The organism is Corynebacterium sp. SCR221107, from assembly GCF_027886475.1.
Taxonomy (GTDB): domain Bacteria; phylum Actinomycetota; class Actinomycetes; order Mycobacteriales; family Mycobacteriaceae; genus Corynebacterium.
This window is the reverse complement of record NZ_CP115670.1, coordinates 1,801,293-1,820,986: the sequence shown is the minus strand read 5'-3', so window position 1 is coordinate 1,820,986 and position 19,694 is coordinate 1,801,293. Positions and strand designations below refer to the sequence as shown.

Genomic DNA, 19,694 nt, shown 5'->3' with positions numbered 1-19,694 from the left:
CTGCTGTCAGCTGTAGGTTCGATATGAGACGAACTGTCCACGCAAAGTGAGCAGGTCACAAATTCTTGACAACAAGCGCTACTGCCACTTATTTCTCAATGGCAGTTAAGGTTTTCTTAATACTATTGTTTGGTGATGAGCGAATTTGAATTGTCACGCACCGCGACAGTGAATGCTCCCATTCAGGCGGTTCACGATGCCATCGCTGACCTTCACAAGTGGGAGCAATGGTCGCCATGGCAAGACCTTGATCCCAACATGGAGCAATTTTATTCTGGTCCAGAAGCAGGCATCGGGGCCAGCGTGTACTGGGTCGGGAACAGCGCCGCAGGCGAAGGCAAGATGACCATCGTCACCGATGAACCCAGCATCGTCGAAGTTGACATCGAGTTCCTCAAACCGTTCAAGGCGACGAACCGCAGCCACTTCTACCTCGCGCCAAAAGATGAAGGCTCGACAACCGTCATTTGGCAGATGACCGGTCATCTAAACCGCATCTTCAAGTTCATTTACAGACTCGCGAAAATGGAGGAAAAGATTGGCGCCGATTTCGAGAAAGGGCTTGCTCGCCTTGGCGAATATGTGACCGGCTAATTGTACGCGGAAGCGCCCCGCTGCACCTCAACATTTTCCTGAGGGTGCGGGGCGCTTGGTGTACAACTAGTCGAGATAGTCGCGCAGCACCTGCGAACGCGAAGGGTGGCGCAGTTTCGACATCGTCTTTGATTCGATCTGACGGATGCGCTCACGGGTGACACCGTAGACCTGACCGATTTCGTCTAAAGTGCGCGGCATACCGTCGGTAAGACCGAAGCGGAGCTTGACTACGCCGGCCTCGCGCTCAGACAAAGTATGGAGCACGTCCTGCAGCTGATCCTGCAGCAGGGTGAAGGAGACGGCATCCACGGCGATAACGGCCTCAGAGTCCTCAATGAAGTCGCCGAGCTGGGAGTCGCCCTCATCGCCGATGGTCTGATCCAGGGAAATCGGCTCTCGTGCGTACTGCTGGATCTCCAGCACCTTTTCCTCGGTGATGTCCATTTCCTTGGCCAGCTCTTGCGGGGTGGGTTCGCGCCCCAGATCCTGCAAGAGTTCGCGCTGGATCCGACCAAGCTTGTTGATAACCTCAACCATGTGGACAGGAATGCGGATGGTTCGAGCCTGATCGGCCATCGCGCGAGTGATTGCCTGACGAATCCACCAAGTGGCATACGTGGAGAACTTGTATCCCTTGGTGTAATCGAACTTCTCCACGGCTCGGATCAGACCGAGGTTGCCTTCCTGAATGAGATCCAAAAAGGCCATGCCGCGACCAGTGTAGCGCTTGGCTAGGGAGACTACGAGACGAAGGTTTGCCTCAAGAAGGTGATTCTTAGCCTTCCGGCCATCGCGTGCAATGGCGCGGAGGTCTCGCTTTACAGCAGGCGTGAGTTTCGCATCCTTATCGCCGTTGTTGTAGGCCTCCTCCATTTGTTCCATGCGGTACTGGGCATACAAGCCGGCCTCAATGCGCTTTGCAAGAGAGACTTCCTGCTCGGCGTTAAGCAAAGCCACCTTACCGATCTGCTTGAGGTAAGCGCGCACGGAGTCTGCTGAGGCGGTGAGCTCGGCATCCTTCCGAGCCTGACGCAATGCTGCGGACTCGTCCTCGTCCCAGACACTGGAGCCGTCGTCTTCCTCGTCCTCTGAATCCTCGTCATCTTCAGATTCGTCATCGTCTAGGCCGTCGAGGTCGTCATCGAGTCCGCCGTCAAGATCGTCATCCATGTCACCACCGAGGTCATCATCGAGATCGGAGTCGAATTCCCCGCCCAAATCGGAATCGAGATCGATTTCATCACTGGAATCTGCGGTGTCGACCTCGTCATCTTCATTGAGTTCAGCAGCTACCTCCGAGTTAAGATCATCTTCCTTAGGAGCGCGCGCACGAGATGCCTTCTTTGCAGTCTTCTTTGCCGCTTTCTTGGCTACCTTTTTTGCTGCCTTCTTGGCGGTTTTCTTAGCAACCTTTTTTGCGGCCTTCTTAATCGGTGCCTCAGTTGTAGATTCCTCGGCGGCAGCGAGATTGACGGCTGCGATTGTGGTGGATTCCGCCACCGGCGCCTCAGGGGTAGTGTCAGCAGGCGCAATGGTCGGCATCGCTGCACGCGGGGCAGCCTTTCGGGCCACTTTCTTAGCGGTCTTTTTTACAGCCTTGCGTGCAGGAGCGGTTGCCTGGGAATCTGAATTTTCAGTGGCTGCCACGAATGCCCTTTCGCCTTGAAATAGATCAAAAAATGTGCCACCTACCCCCAAAAGAAGGGTAGCAGCGACGTACTTGGACAGGTGCGTCCAAATCGTCTTAAGCCAACGCTGATCGAGCCGCGGCCTTCATGAATGTCCGTTGACCTCGAGGGCAAAACTGCACCACAAGGAGGATGGATTGAAAGCCGCGAGCTCATTCAGTGTGCAATCAAAGTGCCATTATAAAACATATGCGCGCGCGAGGGGTTTTCACCTCCCGCATTGTCGAGAGAATTTACCTTTATTCAAACCCTTGACAACTAGCAGTTATTCCCCAAATTTTGCAAGGGCTAATATAGGGAGCATGCGTCGAGAGCCGATGTGAATGCGGCCATCTTTGCGACAACACTACGAAATTGCGTTGACCTTACGTGCCTGCAACAGGTAAGGCCATTTACTTGCATATATCGTGCATTCGGCGCAGAGACCGTGGCCGAAATGAAGAGGCCGGATGAGCGGTTTGAGTGGGCAATGATGTCCAATGAGCGCGCCCACCCTAACGACCCTGGCTAGGCGAAATGCGTCTCATGAAGGGAAGATGAACAATGGCGCAGATCAGGGCTTGACGCCTTGCTCGGCGGCCATTGCAGCACCGACGATTCCTGCACGGTTGCGAAGCTGCGCGGGTACCACTGGGGTCTTGTTAGACAAGAACGGAACCCACTTTTCGGACTTGCGAGAAATTCCTCCGCCAACAATAAACAAAGTTGGCCAGAAGAGACGCTCGTACTCCTTGAGGACCTTGGATACCCGTTTGGCCCACTTTTCGAAGCTAATGTCTTCGCGTTCCTTCGCTGCAGAAGATGCGAAGCTTTCGGCTTCCTTTCCACCAATGATCAAGTGACCAAGTTCAGTGTTGGGGAATAGGGTTCCATTTACCAGGAAGGCGGAGCCGATCCCGGTGCCGAAGGTCAAAAGGATCGCAACGCCTTGCTTTGCGCGTTCATCCCCGTAGGCCACCTCGGCAAGTCCTGCCGCGTCGGCATCATTGAGAACGGAGTACTCCCGCTGACCGATGTGCTCGGTGAAGAGTTTTTGTACATCGGTGTTGACCCAGGTCGGATCAATGTTGGCGGCTGAGAGTGCCACCTGATCCTTGATCACGGAGGGGAGAGTGATGCCGACTGGTCCATCCCACTCGGCGATGCGCAAGATTTCGGCAATAGTGTCAGCAACGGCCTCAGGGGTTGCTGGCTGTGGGGTGGCGATTTTGATGCGGTCGCCAATGAACTCACCAGTGTTGAGGTCTACTCGAGCGCCCTTGATGCCTGAGCCGCCGACATCGATTCCAAATCCAATGCGTGTCATGAAAACTAAGCATAATCGGAATTTTGTTCTTATTTTGTCCGAATCAACGCAAACCTCGAGCAATCGGTTGCCCTTGTTGCCTTGTTGGTCGCCATTGTCAGAGTCGTTTTGCAGATGTTGAGGTGAGTAAAGGAGGCGTGTATTGGATCAACTTCTCAGGCCGATGTGAGGACCAATTAGCTTGCAAACGTTTCCGACTGTGCCATCGCTGACAAAAATCATTCGATACATCTCCAGCTTAGGCAGTCACTATGGACTGTGCGCAAAGATCTGAGGGAAACCGACGTGGCCTGATTGCAAGTGTTCTCGTCGCGCACCTCCCGCGCAAGAGTTGTCAACGCCACATAAAAGCCAAATATTGATCTACACCCCTTCGGGGGTGAATGTCCGCATGGTGGAATCGAGATGGAATGTCAAGAAAGTGACCGAGTATCGTCGACGCAGCCAACCGGGAATGTGCATGGCCCATGTGACGCGGCTGTGTGATTCATCTGAATTGGTCAACGGGGAAGCCTTGGGACTCCGAAGTCGCAATAATAGTGACTATGGATACCACCTATCTCTTGCCTGGCGGGATTCGCCCTGAACTCGATTGTGAACGCGACGGTGCCGGAGACGGCGTCGATTCTGGACATCAATCGCGGGTTTACAACCCAGCTACCGATAACGCGCCTACGACGTTGCTCAAAGTGGCAATGGATCTTGCGGAGGCAGCCGCTGAACTCATCCGCACCAAGCGGGGTGAACTTGGCGACGTTCGTGCGTATTCCCAATCGAAATCTTCAGCCGAAGACCCCGTGACCATCGTCGATTCTATGGCCGAGGAATTCATTACAGAAGGCTTGCGCTCACTGAGGCCTCGCGACGGGTTGATTGGCGAGGAAGGCAGCTCATTTAGCTCAGTCAGCGGTGTGACTTGGATCGTAGACCCCATCGATGGCACCGTGAACTTTATCTACGGGCATCCCAATTATGCGGTCTCCATCGCGGCGGCAGTCGATGGGGAGGTTATTGCCGGGTGTGTCGTGAATGTGGCCACCGCAAAGATGTATGTGGCGGCCAAAGGCTGTGGTGCATTTGCTTTGAGTCCCGTCGGCACGCATTCTCGACTTGTAGCAAGCCAAGAGGTAGACCTCGCCACGACATTGGTGGCGACGGGTTTTAGCTATGCCTCATTAAGGCGCAAGGCGCAGGCGGAAATCCTTTTGAAGGTATTGCCCGTTGTGCGGGACATTCGACGGATGGGATCTGCCGCCCTCGATTTGTGTGCGCTTGCCGAGGGAATGGTGGATGCCTATTACGAGCACGCTCTTAATGCGTGGGATTACGCTGCCGGCGTGCTCATTGCTCGCGAAGCAGGGGCTTTCGTGGTTGCCCCCGCCCTGTCTCAAAGCGGTGATGACGCTCACCTTTTATGGGGATGTGCACCTGGATTGAAAGAGTCATTTCGGCAGGTCATGGGCGATATACCGCAGGAGCTTCCGCTTGCGGCTTTAAGCGTGGAGGAGGGTTAGAGTTTACCCCCGGTCAATCCAAGAGTGTCCTGAGAGTGACAATTGTGGATTTCTGCCTTAATATGCGCGTCGAGAAAATATCACGCTTCGCGTTGTGGGCTTGAGCTGTCATTGCTACTGTGTCAGCTACTTCGCCCCACCGTGCTTCGACAATTCCCCAAAGGAGCAGCATCATGGCAACCGATTACGATGCACCCCGCCGTCGCGTTGACGACGAGCTTGAAACTGATTCGCTTGAGGGCCTGAAGGCTGCAGAGTCCTCCAAGAATGATATCGACGATGACGGGGAAATCGTCGAACCGTTTGATCTTCCCACCATGGATCTTTCCGGTGAAGAGCTCGATGTGACGGTCGTACCACGCCGCTCCGATGAGTTCACGTGTTCGGTGTGCTTCCTGGTGCAGCGTCGCAACCGCATGTCGCATGTCGAACCTGATGGCTCGATGGTCTGCCTGGATTGTGCATGAGCATCCTCCAATGCGCGCCACAAATTGGGGATTGCCGGGGAAGATTTAGGACTAACCTCATCTGCCGCCAAGCCCTGCCATCCTCGCAGCCGGTGTGTTCACGAGAGTGGCGCGCGCACCCTTCCTCGTTTCATACCCGCAGCCGTTGGTGGGATCTACGGTTCCAACCTTGCGGAGGGGGCATTCGTTTCGTTGCAAATTGATTGCAGTCCTGCCGCCCACGTGTGAAAAATCCGCCCGCGACAAATAAGCCAAAATCGTCGACGGGCGGATTTTCTGTGGGTTAGGAAGCCTTGCTTTCACTAAGCACTTGATCCCCTCAGTCGGCGGAAGCCGTTTTTGCAATGAGATCGGGTGTGAAAGCCTTCAGGAGGGCTTCGGGGTTTTTTGAAGACATAAGCCAATACGGAGTCGGGTCGTTGGGATCATTAAGCACGATCATGACCATTTCTTTCACCCAAGAATGAGAAACCAGATAGGCTGCAGGGTCGAGCTGGCGGCCCATCGCACTCTGTTTGGCGGAGGCGGGGACGACCAAAACCCTGTCAACGACCGTGTTGGGCAGATTTGCCTGCCCGCAAACGAGCCATCGCATCCCGTCGGCATCTTCTTCGACGCGTATTGTTGTCTTAGACAGGGAAACAAGCCCCCAAATCGCGATGAGACTTAACACTGCCGCTGGGATGTATAACCAAAAGACTGATCGGTTCATGGCAAACTGAGCGGTCAAAATGGCCACGACGATGAAGGCCACTACCCACCAGTACCAAGCAATCCACTGGCGTTCGCTGTATAAGATCTTGATCTGATCATCATTGGCGGAAGTCACGCCAATCAATCTTACTGCACTTTTCGAAGCGACCCCTGTGAGTTGGGTAGGCTGCGACACAAGCAATCTTTAGACGTCGGTAAGCGCACGCGCGAGGCGCAATGCACTCGGCCCATTTGATATCGAAGGGATCATGCTTTTAGTTGGCTTCCCAACGCATTCCGCAGTGGCAGAGCCATTGATGACGGGATTTGTCCACCTCTTTGGGCAAGGAACGATGCGTGGCTGGACTGGCAGGGGCGCGTGTGCGGACTGGGGGATATAATCGGATGATTTAGGAACTTAAGAAAGATAGGCTTTTATGTCCACAACGGATAATTCCAACACTTCATTGAATGGCCAGAACGGCAGTGATGGCACCTTGAACACCATCGCCCCTATTCGCATCAAGAAGCTTTACGACGACGCGGTGATTCCCGTGCGTGCGCATCGCGGCGACGCCGGTGTCGATCTGTGCGCCATGGAGTCGGTTGAAATTGAACCTGGTCACCGTGCCCTCGTCGGGACTGGAATCGCCATTGCCTTGCCGTTGGGCACCGTGGGACTTGTCCATCCTCGATCCGGTCGTGCATGGAAAGAAGGTCTCAGCATCGTCAATGCGCCAGGCACCATCGATGCTGATTACCGTGGTGAGATAAAGGTGTGCCTCATCAATCTCGACCCAACAGTCCCCATCGTTATCGAAAAAGGCGAACGCATCGCCCAGTTGCTAGTGCAAAGGGTCGAGCTATTTGACTTCAACGAAGTAGCGGAACTGGATGACACCGAGCGTGGTGCCCACGGCTATGGCTCCACCGGCATCGAGGCACCCTCCGAGTGATCTGACAACTATCGTCTTTCAATCTCATTAGAATCGGAGGCGGACGCCACTGATGCGCACTGCATCAAGCACAGCCTCGTGTTTTTCAATAAGCGGCGGCATAAACGTGGTGCGACACATATATCTGCAAGGAGACACCAATGGCTTTGTGGCCTTTTGGAAAAAATAAGAACGATCCCACTAAGGGCGGGGAAGCGACAAACACCCCAGAAATCGGCAAGATTGATGCACAAGATGTGGCATCGGCGCCGGAGGTGGAATTGGCCGCAGATGTAGAGGATGCTTTCAATGGCCAGGGGCTCCCGGCTGATCCCGAACATGATGCCATTGGCGGAAGCATGGGTCCTTATGACGGTCGCTCGGTCAAGTTTGAGGACTTCGACTTCTCCGATTTCGGAACCGGAGTTCTCAACCTCGGATCCATCGTTTTGCCGCTGCCGCACCATTCCGAGGTGCAGGTGGAAATGGGGCCGAACGGGCCAAAGATGCTGCATGTTCTCACCGAATATGGGAGAGTAACTCCGGTGGCCTTCGCGGCGCCCGCCTCAAAGGGGCAGTGGCGCGAGGCAACCAAGGACATCGCGCAGTCGATGCGTAATGATGGGCTCGATGTCGAAATTCAATACGGACCCTGGGGGCGCGAGATCGTGGGATCGATGGCCAGCGGTGGCGGAATCGTGCGCATCATTGGTGTCGATGGTCCACGATGGATGCTCCGCATGACGGTGGCAAGCCCCAAGGAAAAGGCGGAGGAGATGACTAGGCTGGCACGAGAGCTGACCGCCCGTACCTTCGTCTACCGCGATGATTCCCCGATCTTAGCTGGAAATTCCCTTCCAGTCGCGCTTCCTGAGCCCTTGGCAAAGCAAGTCCAGCAAGAAATGATTCGACGCCAAAAGGCAGCTCAAGAAAGTGCTCAGGGGCAGCCTCAGCATGCCACCGAGCCGAAACAGGAGCAATAAAAACACAGCTCGTCTTCGCTACTTCGTCTATGGGAGCACACTCATGGTGAAACACCGCTTGGACTGTTGTCTTAGCGACCAATGAACCCCTACCTGAGGAAACAAGGGACCTCAAGGGCAAAGCTGCGAGTGTGGGAGCTTTTGAGGTCGCAAGGCTTAGGGGTAGCGTGGTTGTCCTAAGGCGTTTTCGGCCCCTGTGAGAAGCTGCAGGCTCGTGCGCTTATGCGTGCTCGTCTCGGGGCTCGCGGCGCGGTCGAGCCTAGATGACACCTGTGCCTTTGGCCCTCCAAGCATCAGTATCTACAGTTTTCGCTCAGTAATTGAGGAGTCCACCATCGACGCGAAAAACAATGACATAGCTAGTCCCGCCGAACCTTCTGGCAGTGAGGAAAATCCCTCGTTGCTCGAACAAATGGGAGGGCTGTCGGGCCTCGTCTCGAGTACGCTGCCCATTCTCGCGTTTGTTCCCGCTAACAGAGTATGGGGGCTCACGGGTGCGATCGTTGCCTCACTTGGGTTGGCCTTCGCCATCTTCTTGTGGCGATTGGCGCGTAAAGAAAACATTCAACCAGCCATTTCCGGCCTATTGGGTGTGGCCATTTGCGTGGTGATCGCATGGTGGACGGGTGATGCAAAGGGTTACTTCCTTTATGGCATCTGGATGTCGCTTCTCTATGCGGTGGTGTTTCTCATTTCAATTCCACTTCGGTGGCCACTTGTCGGTGTCATCTGGAAGGGGATCAACGGCGACGGCATGGCCTGGCGAACGGTTTCTGGCGCGCGTCGTGCCTATGCGTGGGCAACGGCTGGATGGACGCTGGTGTTTGCTGCTCGATTTGTTATACAGAATTGGTTGTACAACGTCGATGACACCACGGCGTTGTGGATTGCCCGAATGCTCATGGGATGGCCGCTGACAGGGCTGGTTACGTTGTTTACCGTGGTGATGGTCAAACAGGCCACCTCAGCTTTGCAAGAGGCGGGTATGGGCCTGTCCGAAGCTGCCCAAGGTGCCATCGATACCAACGTTGCAGTTTCTGAGCCTGTGGACAAGGCTAGTACTCAATCTGAGTCGCCTTAGGCTGGTTCAGTCGTGGCGGATTCGGATTACTCTGCCGAGTAAAACTATGCTGCACCATGAAATAGTCTGTTGAGAATTGCACCTTGGTCGGCCAGATAGAAATACCCATTCCGGCCCTGGATCAGTATTTGCTCAGGCTCTGTTGTTGGCGCCTGGTGGGGACAAACAGGCTCGTAGAACCAAAGCGCGTGAAAAATGGCGCGAACAAAGTAAAGGATAACCAGTGGACAGCTTGCACAAGAGCGATCGCCTCACGCTCAAGATCGAGCGTATTGCTCATGGTGGCGAAGGGATTGCCTTGCATCAAGGCAAAGTTGTCTTTGTCAAAGGCGCTTTTCCCGGCGACGAGGTTCAAGTCGATATCCTTGAATCAAAGAAGAGTTTTGCTCGTGCAGTGGTTCATGAGGTGGTTCATGCATCGCCGATGAGAGTCGCGCAGCGGTGTCCAGCCGCGGCAGCTGGCGCAGGGTGCTGCGACTTCGGCGAGCTGGATCCGGCAGCCGAGATTTCCTTGAAAAAGGACATCCTTATTGACCAACTCCGACGCCTGGGCAAGGTCGAGAACACACCGCCGATTCAGGTGGTTGATTTACAGCCCAACGCGAGGTGGCGAACCCGTGTGCGCCTAGGGGTAGATTCAACAGGTCGTGCAGGATTTCGCCGCGCGCAGTCTAATGAGGTGATCTCGGGCGAAGTGTGCGTTCAGGCAGTTGAGGGTTTGCTGGATGGGGTAGTCGGTCCACAGGCACCAGCCTTTACTCCCGGTGCAGAGGTCGTTGCCGTGCGTGACGACGAAGGCAACCGCCACGTCGTCGAGGTGCGCCGCGCCCCACGCGGACGTAGAAACGAGAAGGTCACGAATGTCATCGAGGGCAGCGGCCTTGCCACTCAAGAAGTCGGCGGAGTGAAATTTCAGCTTCCTGCGGTGGCTTTCTGGCAGGCGCATCTTGCTGCACCTGAGGCGTATTCAGAGGTAATACGTCGGTGGTTGTCCTTGGCGCCGATTACGCCTCGATCTGGAGTCAAGGTAGTTGGGTGGGATCTCTATGGTGGTGTTGGTGCCTTTGTGCCCGCAATCATGGAAGGTATTGGCGTGCCTGCGGTTGTTCACTCAGTCGAAGCATCACACCAGGCAGCCAATGCTGGACGGGCTGCTTTCAAAGAGGTGCTTTCCGACGACGATGCGCATGCTGTGGTTTTCCACCCAACGAGTGTGGAACGGGCATTAGATCAGCTACCCGAACCAGATGTTGTGGTCCTCGACCCGCCGCGGATTGGCGCAGGAGCTACCGTGGTAGAAGCAGTTGCTGCAGCTGCGCCTGCGAAAGTCATTCACATCGGATGCGATCCGGCTACATTTGCCCGGGACACCGCAACGTGGACGCGAAGTGGTTACCGTCTTGCCGAGGTGGTGCTGTTTAACGCCTTCCCTGGCACTCATCATATGGAAGCAGTTGGATTGTTTGAACCAGCCTAAGATCCGTTCATGCCCCATTCGGAAGGCAAACTCCAACGGCCAGGAAGCGGTAGCAAGGCACTTACCGGATACAAGAATTGCGAGAAAACGACCAGTGGGTCGCATATGGTGGCCATTAGCTACGCGGAAAGCGAAGTCGTTAGCGGACGGAGAAAAGTAAAACCCTGTCTTAGCCTGCAAGAAGAGTTGTTCTAAGCGGTTCAAGCTTAGGCCGTGGCTTGGTCTTGGCCAAGCAATTGTGCGTGCGCTACCTAATTCGGTCCACCAGGCTAGTAATATGGAACAACAACGCCGAAGCAAGCTGGCAGGAAGTTGGATTCATTTCCACACTTGTGTGACTGTGCCACGCTCGCTTCTTCAGGTCCGGCCCCCGTGGCTGGGCTTTCCGCCCTAGGGCATGACCATAGCCAGAAGCGGTCACGGAAAATGTGACCTGTGGCGCCACAGCGCGGGAGAGACCACGTTTCTACCAAGAAAGGATGCTCGAGCGTTCGGCATGAGTATTTTGAATCGCATCCAGTCCCCAGCAGATGTGAAGGCCCTGTCCTTGGAAGAACAGGAACAGCTCGCAGGTGAGATCCGCGAGTTCCTTGTCGAAAAGGTGTCTGCCACGGGTGGTCACTTAGGTCCGAACCTTGGCGTCGTCGAGCTTACTTTGGCGATCCACACGGTGTTCGATTCACCACAGGATCCCATCATCTTCGACACCTCCCACCAGTCCTACGTACACAAAATTCTCACTGGGCGGGCAGCTGGCTTCGACAATCTGCGCCAAAAGGATGGCTTGTCAGGCTACACCTCTCGAACCGAGAGCGTGCACGACTGGACGGAGTCTTCTCACGCCTCGGCTGCGCTTAGCTATGCTGACGGCCTAGCCAAGGCCTTTCAAATTAAGGGAGAAATCGATCGCCAAGCGGTGGTAGTAGTCGGCGATGGAGCCTTGACAGGCGGCATGTGTTGGGAAGCCCTTAACAATATCGCTGCGGGTAAGGATCGCAATGTAGTCATCATTGTCAATGACAATGGTCGTAGCTATTCTCCAACCATTGGTGGCTTCGCTGACAATTTGGCTGAGCTGCGCATGCAGCCTTTCTACGACCGTGTGATGGAGCACGGCAAGACCACCTTAAAGTCCCTTGGGTGGGTTGGGGAGCGCACCTTTGAGGCACTCCACGCGTTCAAAGAGGGGGTCAAATCCACAGTGATCCCAACGGAGATGTTTCCAGAGCTGGGGATGAAGTATGTTGGCCCAGTCAATGGGCACAATCTCAAGGCGTTGGAGGCAGCCTTGCGCTACGCACGCGACTACCACGGACCGATCATCGTCCACGCCGTAACAGAGAAGGGGCGCGGCTATGCCCCGGCGGAAAATGATGTAGCGGAACTCATGCACTCCACCGGCATCATAGACCCCAAGACCGGCGAGCCCGTGGGCGCAAAGAGCCCCGGTTGGACCTCGCTTTTTAGCAAGGAGTTGGTGCGGCTTGGTGGCGAACGAGATGACATCGTCGCGATTACGGCTGCAATGGCTGGGCCTACCGGCTTGAAAGCATTCGGGGACGCCTACCCTGAGCGTTTCTTTGATGTCGGCATCGCAGAACAACACGCGCTTACCTCGGCTGCTGGTTTGGCGCTGGGAGGAATGCATCCGGTTGTCGCACTCTATTCGACGTTCTTGAATCGTGCCTTCGACCAACTCCTCATGGACGTTGCACTCCTTAATCTGCCGGTAACTCTCGTCCTCGACAGAGCGGGTGTAACCGGGTCGGACGGCGCAAGCCACAATGGTGTCTGGGATATGGCAATTACTGGCATAATCCCGGGGGTTAAGGTTGCTGCTCCGCGTGACGGTGCACAACTGGTGGAGCTGTTCCGCGAGGCAGTAGAGCATCATTCGCCGACAGTGGTGCGGTTCCCGAAGGGGAATTTGCCTGAGGAAGTATCGGCGCAGGAGCGCCTCAGCGATGGTGTGGACATTATCTTCTACGCAGACACCTCTGAGGTAGGGGAGCCTGATGATGAGGCAGTATCGGAATCTCCATCGGTTCTCGTGGTCGCATGTGGCCCGATGGTGCAGCCCGTGATGGAAGTCTCCGAGGATTTGCGCCAAGCAGGCCTCAACATCACCGTGGTGGACCCGCGGTGGGTCATGCCGATTGCACCTAGTCTCGTTGCGCTTGCCGACGACCATGACCTCGTCGTTACTGTCGAGGACGGAGTGGTGCACGGCGGGGTTGGGTCGATGCTGGGCGAAGCATTGAATGCTGCCGGGGTAGACACTCCGCTACGCAACTTGGCGTTCCCAGAGATTTTCCCACTGCATGCTACCCGTACCGAGCTCTTGGCTGAAGTCGGCTTAGATGCGGAAAGCATTCGACTGGCAATTGAGACGTGGGCCAAGGAACTGTTTGAGGAAGAGCAAGCTTAAGGTCGATCAACCCACGATTGAACCGACCCAAGCGTCAATGCCGGGGTCGGTTTCCTAAATTCAAAGGTCACGCGAGGTTTGATGTCTCGTGCTAGGCGGCCCGGCTCAGGGGCGGAGAGCCTCTTGCAGCAAAGGCGTGGCTATTTCTCGCTGCCAGGATCTAGCTCCTAGGGAGGCAAGTGTCTCTTCGATGTCTCGCCCGTGAAGACGTGCCTCAACCAAAGTCGATCTGAGAATTGTGGGTTTCAAGAGGAGCTCAGCAGGAACATTCAAGTCATTGCTTTTGCGTTCCATGAGGTCGCGCGCCAAGGTGATGGAGTCCCACACTTCGGGGTAGTGATCCTTCATCCACCATGCCTCACGGCGGTGCTTGGTTTCTCGCGAGGCCTTCATTTCCTTTACAGTGGGAAAGCATGCTGGATCATCGGCTAAAGCGTTGCGCAGCGTACGATGCCACAAAGGGGTAAGCCTTGCTGGATTGCTCGTTTTTCGCAGCAGATTTTCGATGTCGCGATACCTGCGATAGCTATGACCAGCCAATTCGATCAAGGTCGAGTCTTTTAATACCTTACTAACCGCAAGATTCTTGGTTCTTGCATACTCCTCGCGCTGTTGCCACAATCGCCGTGCAGCATGTAATTGCCGCGGGTTTTTCAGCTTCGATATGCCTTTTAAAGAGGTCCAGTCCTTGATTTTGATCGGACCGCCATCGGCAAAAGTAATCCTTATGTGCTCACACTCTTCTTCAAACCACGCGAGGCGTCCTGCCTGATCGAGCTGATCTTGCAAGGTGATAGCCAAAGGAATGAGAAACTCAACATCTAAGGCCGCATAATCCAGCCAGCTCGAGGGCAACGGACGCTTAGACCAATTTTGGTGTCCATGCCCCTTGAGAAGAGTGACATTGAATTCCCGCTCGACTAACGCAGCCAAGTTAACACGTTCAATGCCGAGGAAACGTCCGGCAAGTTCTGTGTCAAAAAGCCTGACAGGTCGCAGCCCTAGCTCAAACAGACTCGGCAAGTCGGAAGTGGCTGAATGCAAGATCCAAGTTGAGTGATTGAATACGCCTGCCAGGGCCTCAGAAACCGCCTCAGGTGCTGACTGAGGATCAAATAAGAAGGTCTCCGCGGACTCGCCAGCTTGCAGGCCGCCGCCTGCTTTTGCCCTACTATCAATGTGATTTCGACGAACCTGTATCAGACACGCGCTGTCCATGTAGCGAAACGAGCCGGCACGTTCAACGTCGAGCGCAATGGGGCCTGCGCCAGCAGCCAAAGTTTGCGCGGCAGAAAAGATGGAACCAGGGTTGTCGAGCACACCGGGGGTGCCACCGGCAGGTTGAGTAATGACCTCACTCATCAATGACAGACCCTAGCCTCGCTTATGTAAGGTGGCCACACCTTCCGGCGGAAGCCCCGCCACGTTGGCTAGGACATGGGAAAAGGCTTCGACATGCGGTGCCAAGTCGTTTCCTTCCGCGGTCCAACTGGCACGCATCTCCACTTGATAGGCCCGTGGCGGACCGCCAATTTCGCCAAAGCGAACCGATGCGGTGGCAGTGACCGTGCCGCCCAGGTTGGTGTGAAGCGCGCCGGCCACGTCGAGACCCTCGGTGAGCCACTGCCATGCGACCTCAGGAAGCAAGGGATCGTTGGCTACGGCATCTTCCATGTCCGCCTGAATATAGGCCACAAGCCGCATGGAACCATCCCAGCTTTCATCCGCACCTGGGTCATGAAGCAGGATAAGGCGTCCGAATGCATCACCACTGGCATCGGTGAGGGGGTGCTCGTTTTCTTCAGGGTCTTCAGGGATGACTTCGAGACCGATGGCGTGGCTATAAGGTGCAAGTCGCTGAGGGGGACGAATCGTTCCCAGAGAAATCTCGGGCCTGAGCACTGCTTTATGCATAGACTCCACTGCCTGGGAGAACGCGGCTGGTAATGCCTCAGCGCCTAAATCCTGGGTGCCTGCCGCCCGAGCCGGTTCAGCCAGCGGAAGGTCTGGAGGCGTCTTCTGAGAATTGGTCACAATGACCAAGCTAACGGTGCGTCGTGGCAAAGCCAGTTAGGCGCGCCGAAAAACGGTTGCCCTCACTGGCGTTCAGAAAACGGCGTTGACTAGGCAGAATTGGCTTGAAACTCGAGGGAAATTTGGTGAAAGTGAAACAGTAGAAGCAGCTGTTGAAACTGTCGCTTTCTGTTGTCCACGTTGGTAAATGGGATAAGAATCGCGGATCCGGGTGTATTTGGTTTTGGTCATTCTAAAAGGACTCTTGGCGGAGATAGATCGAAGGCGACGCACACGTGAAGCAGGTGCTCGAGTGATCAACGGCGGGGGGGGGGGGGAGCTACGAGAGAACAGTTGAACAACCGCCCAAGATGTGTGTTGCCTTTGCTAAGATTGGCTGCGTTGCTATCCAACTTATGGACCATGCCTAACCTCGCCTAGATGGTTGGCTGGAGGCCGCTCCGTGTGGTCTACGGGCGTTTGTGGGATCAACAAGAAGTAAACGGGCATCAGCTTCTCGTCACAATGCCAATCTGTGCTTTTTGTGTCCTCGGGGACTTACAATAGGCGCCCCGCAGGCTCTTAGGATTGGCCGGTGGATAGGTTCGGGCGGCTGGCGTCCGTGACAAGGTCTGTTGAAAGGACATACACATGGCAGAAAAGCTCAACTTCGAAGAGCTCAACAGCATGCAGCGTTATTCCCAGTGGGCAGTATTTCGCGCAATTCCAGGGGCGCTGGGCACCGAGCGTGATCAGATTAAGGCCCAGGCTGAGGAGTTCTTCGCCGAGCTTGCCAATGCTGGTACCGTGGTGGTGCGTGGCATTTATGATTTGGCTGGCTACCGCGCGGACGCGGACTTCATGATCTGGTGGCACGCCGAGGAATTTGAAGATATCCAGAAGGCAATTGCAGCATTTCGCCGTGAGACCACCTTGGGCCAGCTTACCGAGGTCACGTGGATCGGAAATGCGTTGCACCGTCCTAGCGAGTTCAACAAGTCCCACCTGCCCAGCTTCATCATGAGCGAGGATGCTGGAGCGTGGGTAACGGTGTACCCGTTTGTTCGCTCCTACGACTGGTATGTCATGGATCCAGCCAAGCGTCGCAAGATCTTGTCTGAGCACGGTCAGGCCGCGCGTGAATTCCCGGATGTACGCGCTAACACCGTTCCGGCCTTCGCACTTGGTGATTACGAATGGATCCTGGCCTTCGAGGCTCCGGAGCTGCATCGTATTGTGGACCTTATGCATGTCATGCGTTACACCGAGGCTCGGCTGCATGTGCGCCAAGAAGTTCCGTTCTTTTCGGGCAAGCGGGTTGATGCGATTTCTACTCTCATCGACGTACTTCCCTAAAAACCTTTTGAGAGCCTGTTTGCAGATGGCCTAACTTGGAGTTACGCAGTCTTGGCGGACGAGTAGGATTTGCGCATCTTTCGGGAGGAAGGGCTCACCGAAAGAGGGCACCTGCGGGAATCCGCAGGTGCCCTCGATTTTATTCGCTCTAGTCACCGGAAGACGCGAGCGACTTTTAAGCGTGCGCGTCAACTATTCGTTGACCGGCTTTTCCTCAAGCGTGAGGCTGATGGAGTTGATGCAGTAGCGCAGGTCGGTGGGGGTGTCATAGCCCTCGCCGGCAAAGACATGCCCGAGGTGTGAGTGACAATTGGCGCACAGGACCTCAACACGGTGCATGCCAAGGGAAAAGTCGTCACGTTCGATGATCCGATCCCCGGCTAGAGGCGAGAAGAAGGAAGGCCAACCGCAGTGGGACTCGAATTTTTCGGTCGAGCGAAATAGTTCGGTTCCGCAGGCACGGCAGGAATACACTCCCTCGGTGGTGGTATTGGTGTACTCGCCGATGTGTGGCGCCTCCGTACCTGCTTGTCGCAAGACTCGGTATTCCTCGGGGTTGAGGCGCTTGCGCCATTCGGCGTCGCTGATCAGCGTGAAGTCCGTCATGAGTATTCTCCTCGATCGGTGAGCTCGCGGGGTTGCGCGAGCGGCACGCAGCAGTACTTCCTCGACACGAACCGACGTGACGGACATGCGGCCGTTAGGCGTCGGAAAGCAAGGAAGCATGTGTGCGTGGTTTACTAAAGTACCACGCAACCGCAGTGGTGGATATGACCACTATTAGCAGGCACCATCCCACGGTGGCGCCAAAGGTGCCAATGTAGGAACCGAAGCTATAAAAGCGTTCGGAAGCCCAGTCGCCGGGGAAGAGCGAAAACACCAAACCCAACCATGCAAGAGGGTTCGCTCCTAGCGAAACCTCCCGCACAAACGCGAACGCAAGCGGGAATAAAAGCATGGAGTAATACATCTGACCCAGTGCGGAAAGGAAGAACACCCCGCTGAGCAACAGCCCTGAGCACAAAGCCAAGAATAAGGGTGGATCTTGCACTCGCACGCGAAGAACGAAGATCACGCCCACAGCAACCACGAGGGCAAAGACAACGAAAAGGGCAGTTTCTTCGGCTGGCGGCAAGCCGAAGTACGCAGCCGCGCCGGGAAGGCTCGAATTAGCATAATCGCGGGCAAGCCTTAGATATGGTGCCGTCGTCGACCAATAGGAACTGAAGTCCGCGACAACAAAGCTTGCCGCGAGATTAGCCACCACCGGAATCACAATGCCTCCGGCGATGATCGACCACTGCGCGCGCACCAATGGCAGCAAAAGCAGCGGCGCAAACAGTGGCTTGATAAGAATGGCAAAGCCAATGAGTACGCCAGCTAGCAGCGACCGATTGCGCAGCAGCGCCCACAAGAAGCCTGCAAAGATTAGCAGCATGACACCGTTGATATTGGCGAAGATGAGCGTATTTCTTACGGCTTCGGTGGAAAAAGCGATGCACAGGGAAAGTGGGTATACAAAGGAGCTGAGCCGATAGTCAAACATGCGGGTGAGTATCGCCAAAGCCGCGATGATTGCGGCCGCGTTCAGCAGGATGAAACCAAAGCGTGAAGCGGCAAAATGCGAGCTTAAGGCCAGTGGTGACAGCACAACCGTGGCGCCAGGGTTGTAAAGGTAGTGCGGATCAACGAAAGAATAGTTCTCAACGTATACGGCGCTGCCGTCGAGGAACCGCCGCAAGGCGTTGTACACCGTGCCGAAGTCATCGGTGGGTGAGCCGTTGACAGCGAGGAAAAATACGCAGTGGAAGATGATCATCGCAGCCAACGGCCACAGCAACGCATTTCCAATCCTGTTGGTGTCTGCACGATGAGAAAAGAGTTGGCTCACGCCGGGATCACGACGATTCAGAGAGTTTCCGTCACCGGTTGTGCTCGGTGAGGAGTCATCTGGGGCGGGAATGCCGGTGGTCCAGATCTGGTCGAGTCGGGTCTTCATTGGCGTAGGCAAAGGCGCGGTCACGAAAGCTAATGCTAATCGACGTCGCCAGTGTTGACGGGCATTGCGCGCCCCGTGCCCCCTTACTGGTGGCTTTCGCTTGCCGCCTCGGCCGAGGAGCGTCGGCGCTCATACCGCAGAAACAACACCCCGTTGGGGCAGGCAACGTGGGAACGAAGGTCAAAAGGGAGGCGCGAAACAACCCGTGAGCCCTCGCCGGTGGCCGCCGTATCAGGCGGCAGTCCCAAGATAGGGGAGCCGGAGGCAAAGACGATGCTGGGATCTATCGTCCAATTCAACACGTCGGCGCAATCATCCTTGAGAAGACGCGCGTAAAGGCTGGGGCCACCCTCGCATACGATGTGTAAGAATCCCTCCGCTTGGAGCGCGTGGATGACGGCGGCGCCGCTGATATCCGGCAGCAATAATTCACGGCACACCCCGGCCTCTACCGCTGGCGAAGGATATTTCTGCGCGTCAGCGTGTGAGCGAATCAGAATAGGTGGCACGGCGCTGGCCGCGACCACTGTGGACTCCGGTGAGAAGTTTCCTTTGCGCGAGAGGATAGCGATCGGCGGGATGGCTGCCTGCCCAACGGATGCTCTGGCCTGTTGCAGGTCGTTACTGAGCACCACGCCACCGTAATTCTCTTCACGGACGGTGTTTGCGCCGACCAGAACGACGTCGGCAAGCGCACGAGCGGCCAGTAATACTTGGTAATCCAGCTCATTACCCAGTGGCCCAGATACTCCGTCAATGCTGGACGATGCGTTGATTGTTGAGGCGAAAATGAGCCGAACAAGCGTGCGTGATGCGCCGGGGTCGCCGAGGATCGCCTGTATCTCCGAGGATAGAAGTGAAAACGGTGCTTCTGTGGCTAGTGGACTATTCATTGGCCGAACCATATTCTATTCCTGCCTTCAGGCATGTAGCCGACAACCACCGAGACTCGGAGTCGGAAAGGTGGTGACTCCTCCAAGCATGATCGAGACAATCGTGAAACGTTCATTGCTGCAGCAATACTGGAAGGAATGCTTTTAGGAGCTACTTTACTCATGGCCGAAAGCGCTCGTGCCCGATATCGATAGCCGCGGTGGTCCTGCGACCTTCGCACGTCGCTCGCCTAACCGGCGCAGACACACGTAGTGCTAGTTAAC

18 protein-coding genes are annotated in these 19,694 nt (G+C 55.6%); 9 read left to right on the top strand and 9 right to left on the bottom strand.

Annotation, left to right across the window (positions count from 1 at the left end; all coding sequences use genetic code 11):
- The first annotated feature begins 135 nt into the window (after positions 1-135).
- A complete protein-coding gene (locus tag PAB09_RS07890) occupies positions 136-594 on the top strand; it encodes an SRPBCC family protein (RefSeq protein ID WP_271033143.1) in 459 nt (152 codons plus the stop codon).
- A gap of 66 nt (positions 595-660) precedes the next feature.
- On the opposite strand, the gene PAB09_RS07885 is transcribed toward PAB09_RS07890, so the two are convergent.
- Positions 661-2,244: an RNA polymerase sigma factor gene (locus tag PAB09_RS07885; protein ID WP_271033142.1), complete on the bottom strand. Its 1,584-nt coding sequence runs from the start codon at positions 2,242-2,244 to the stop codon at positions 661-663.
- Between the two features lie 594 nt (positions 2,245-2,838).
- A complete protein-coding gene (gene ppgK / locus PAB09_RS07880; RefSeq protein WP_271033141.1) occupies positions 2,839-3,591 on the bottom strand; it encodes a polyphosphate--glucose phosphotransferase in 753 nt (250 codons plus the stop codon).
- A gap of 695 nt (positions 3,592-4,286) precedes the next feature.
- On the opposite strand from ppgK, the gene PAB09_RS07875 reads away from it, so the two are divergent.
- Entirely contained in the window at positions 4,287-5,105 is an 819-nt protein-coding gene (locus tag PAB09_RS07875; protein ID WP_271035337.1) for an inositol monophosphatase family protein, read from the top strand.
- Positions 5,106-5,278: 173 nt separating this feature from the next.
- Positions 5,279-5,572 (top strand): DUF4193 domain-containing protein, encoded by a 294-nt coding sequence (locus tag PAB09_RS07870; protein WP_271033140.1) that lies wholly within the window; start codon positions 5,279-5,281, stop codon positions 5,570-5,572.
- Between the two features lie 319 nt (positions 5,573-5,891).
- Here PAB09_RS07870 and PAB09_RS07865 read toward each other — a convergent pair whose 3' ends face one another.
- Positions 5,892-6,401, bottom strand: coding sequence for a DUF3093 domain-containing protein (locus PAB09_RS07865; RefSeq protein WP_271033139.1), 510 nt, complete (start codon positions 6,399-6,401; stop codon positions 5,892-5,894).
- 301 nt (positions 6,402-6,702) lie between these two features.
- Between PAB09_RS07865 and dut the strand changes: the two genes are divergently transcribed.
- The 3 genes from dut to PAB09_RS07850 all read left to right on the top strand — a co-directional run bounded on the left by dut (position 6,703) and on the right by PAB09_RS07850 (position 9,264).
- Positions 6,703-7,221 (top strand): dUTP diphosphatase, encoded by a 519-nt coding sequence (dut, locus tag PAB09_RS07860; RefSeq protein ID WP_442873657.1) that lies wholly within the window; start codon positions 6,703-6,705, stop codon positions 7,219-7,221.
- Positions 7,222-7,361: 140 nt separating this feature from the next.
- Positions 7,362-8,183 carry a DUF3710 domain-containing protein gene (locus PAB09_RS07855; RefSeq protein ID WP_271033138.1) on the top strand — a complete coding sequence of 274 codons (822 nt, stop codon included), beginning with the start codon at positions 7,362-7,364 and terminating at the stop codon, positions 8,181-8,183.
- Between the two features lie 412 nt (positions 8,184-8,595).
- Positions 8,596-9,264, top strand: coding sequence for a DUF3159 domain-containing protein (locus tag PAB09_RS07850; RefSeq protein ID WP_271035335.1), 669 nt, complete (start codon positions 8,596-8,598; stop codon positions 9,262-9,264).
- Positions 9,265-9,385: 121 nt separating this feature from the next.
- On the opposite strand, the gene PAB09_RS07845 is transcribed toward PAB09_RS07850, so the two are convergent.
- The gene (locus tag PAB09_RS07845; RefSeq protein WP_271035411.1) at positions 9,386-9,619 is read right to left on the bottom strand and encodes a hypothetical protein; all 234 of its coding nucleotides are present in this window, start codon (positions 9,617-9,619) and stop codon (positions 9,386-9,388) included.
- Here PAB09_RS07845 and PAB09_RS07840 point away from each other — a divergent pair.
- Together PAB09_RS07840 and dxs are read left to right on the top strand one after the other, a co-directional pair.
- Positions 9,527-10,741 (top strand): class I SAM-dependent RNA methyltransferase, encoded by a 1,215-nt coding sequence (locus PAB09_RS07840; RefSeq protein ID WP_271035334.1) that lies wholly within the window; start codon positions 9,527-9,529, stop codon positions 10,739-10,741. The genes PAB09_RS07845 and PAB09_RS07840 overlap by 93 nt on opposite strands.
- A gap of 496 nt (positions 10,742-11,237) precedes the next feature.
- Positions 11,238-13,169, top strand: a complete 1,932-nt coding sequence (dxs, locus tag PAB09_RS07835) for a 1-deoxy-D-xylulose-5-phosphate synthase (RefSeq protein WP_271033137.1) — start codon at positions 11,238-11,240, stop codon at positions 13,167-13,169.
- A gap of 105 nt (positions 13,170-13,274) precedes the next feature.
- On the opposite strand, the gene PAB09_RS07830 is transcribed toward dxs, so the two are convergent.
- Both PAB09_RS07830 and PAB09_RS07825 read right to left on the bottom strand, forming a co-directional pair.
- Positions 13,275-14,531, bottom strand: coding sequence for a ribonuclease D (locus tag PAB09_RS07830; protein WP_271033136.1), 1,257 nt, complete (start codon positions 14,529-14,531; stop codon positions 13,275-13,277).
- A gap of 12 nt (positions 14,532-14,543) precedes the next feature.
- Entirely contained in the window at positions 14,544-15,167 is a 624-nt protein-coding gene (locus tag PAB09_RS07825; RefSeq protein WP_271035333.1) for a DUF3000 domain-containing protein, read from the bottom strand.
- A 666-nt stretch (positions 15,168-15,833) separates the two neighbouring features.
- Here PAB09_RS07825 and hemQ point away from each other — a divergent pair.
- Complete coding sequence (hemQ, locus tag PAB09_RS07820) at positions 15,834-16,538, top strand: hydrogen peroxide-dependent heme synthase (RefSeq protein ID WP_271033135.1); 705 nt, start codon at positions 15,834-15,836, stop codon at positions 16,536-16,538.
- A gap of 192 nt (positions 16,539-16,730) precedes the next feature.
- On the opposite strand, the gene msrB is transcribed toward hemQ, so the two are convergent.
- The 3 genes from msrB to PAB09_RS07805 form a co-directional block, all read right to left on the bottom strand.
- Positions 16,731-17,144 (bottom strand): peptide-methionine (R)-S-oxide reductase MsrB, encoded by a 414-nt coding sequence (gene msrB, locus PAB09_RS07815; RefSeq protein WP_271033134.1) that lies wholly within the window; start codon positions 17,142-17,144, stop codon positions 16,731-16,733.
- A 94-nt stretch (positions 17,145-17,238) separates the two neighbouring features.
- On the bottom strand, positions 17,239-18,561 hold the full coding sequence (locus tag PAB09_RS07810) for a glycosyltransferase family 87 protein (RefSeq protein WP_271033133.1): 1,323 nt from the start codon (positions 18,559-18,561) through the stop codon (positions 17,239-17,241).
- Positions 18,562-18,620: 59 nt separating this feature from the next.
- Positions 18,621-19,430 (bottom strand): dihydrofolate reductase family protein, encoded by an 810-nt coding sequence (locus PAB09_RS07805; protein ID WP_271033132.1) that lies wholly within the window; start codon positions 19,428-19,430, stop codon positions 18,621-18,623.
- Positions 19,431-19,694 lie beyond the last annotated feature (264 nt).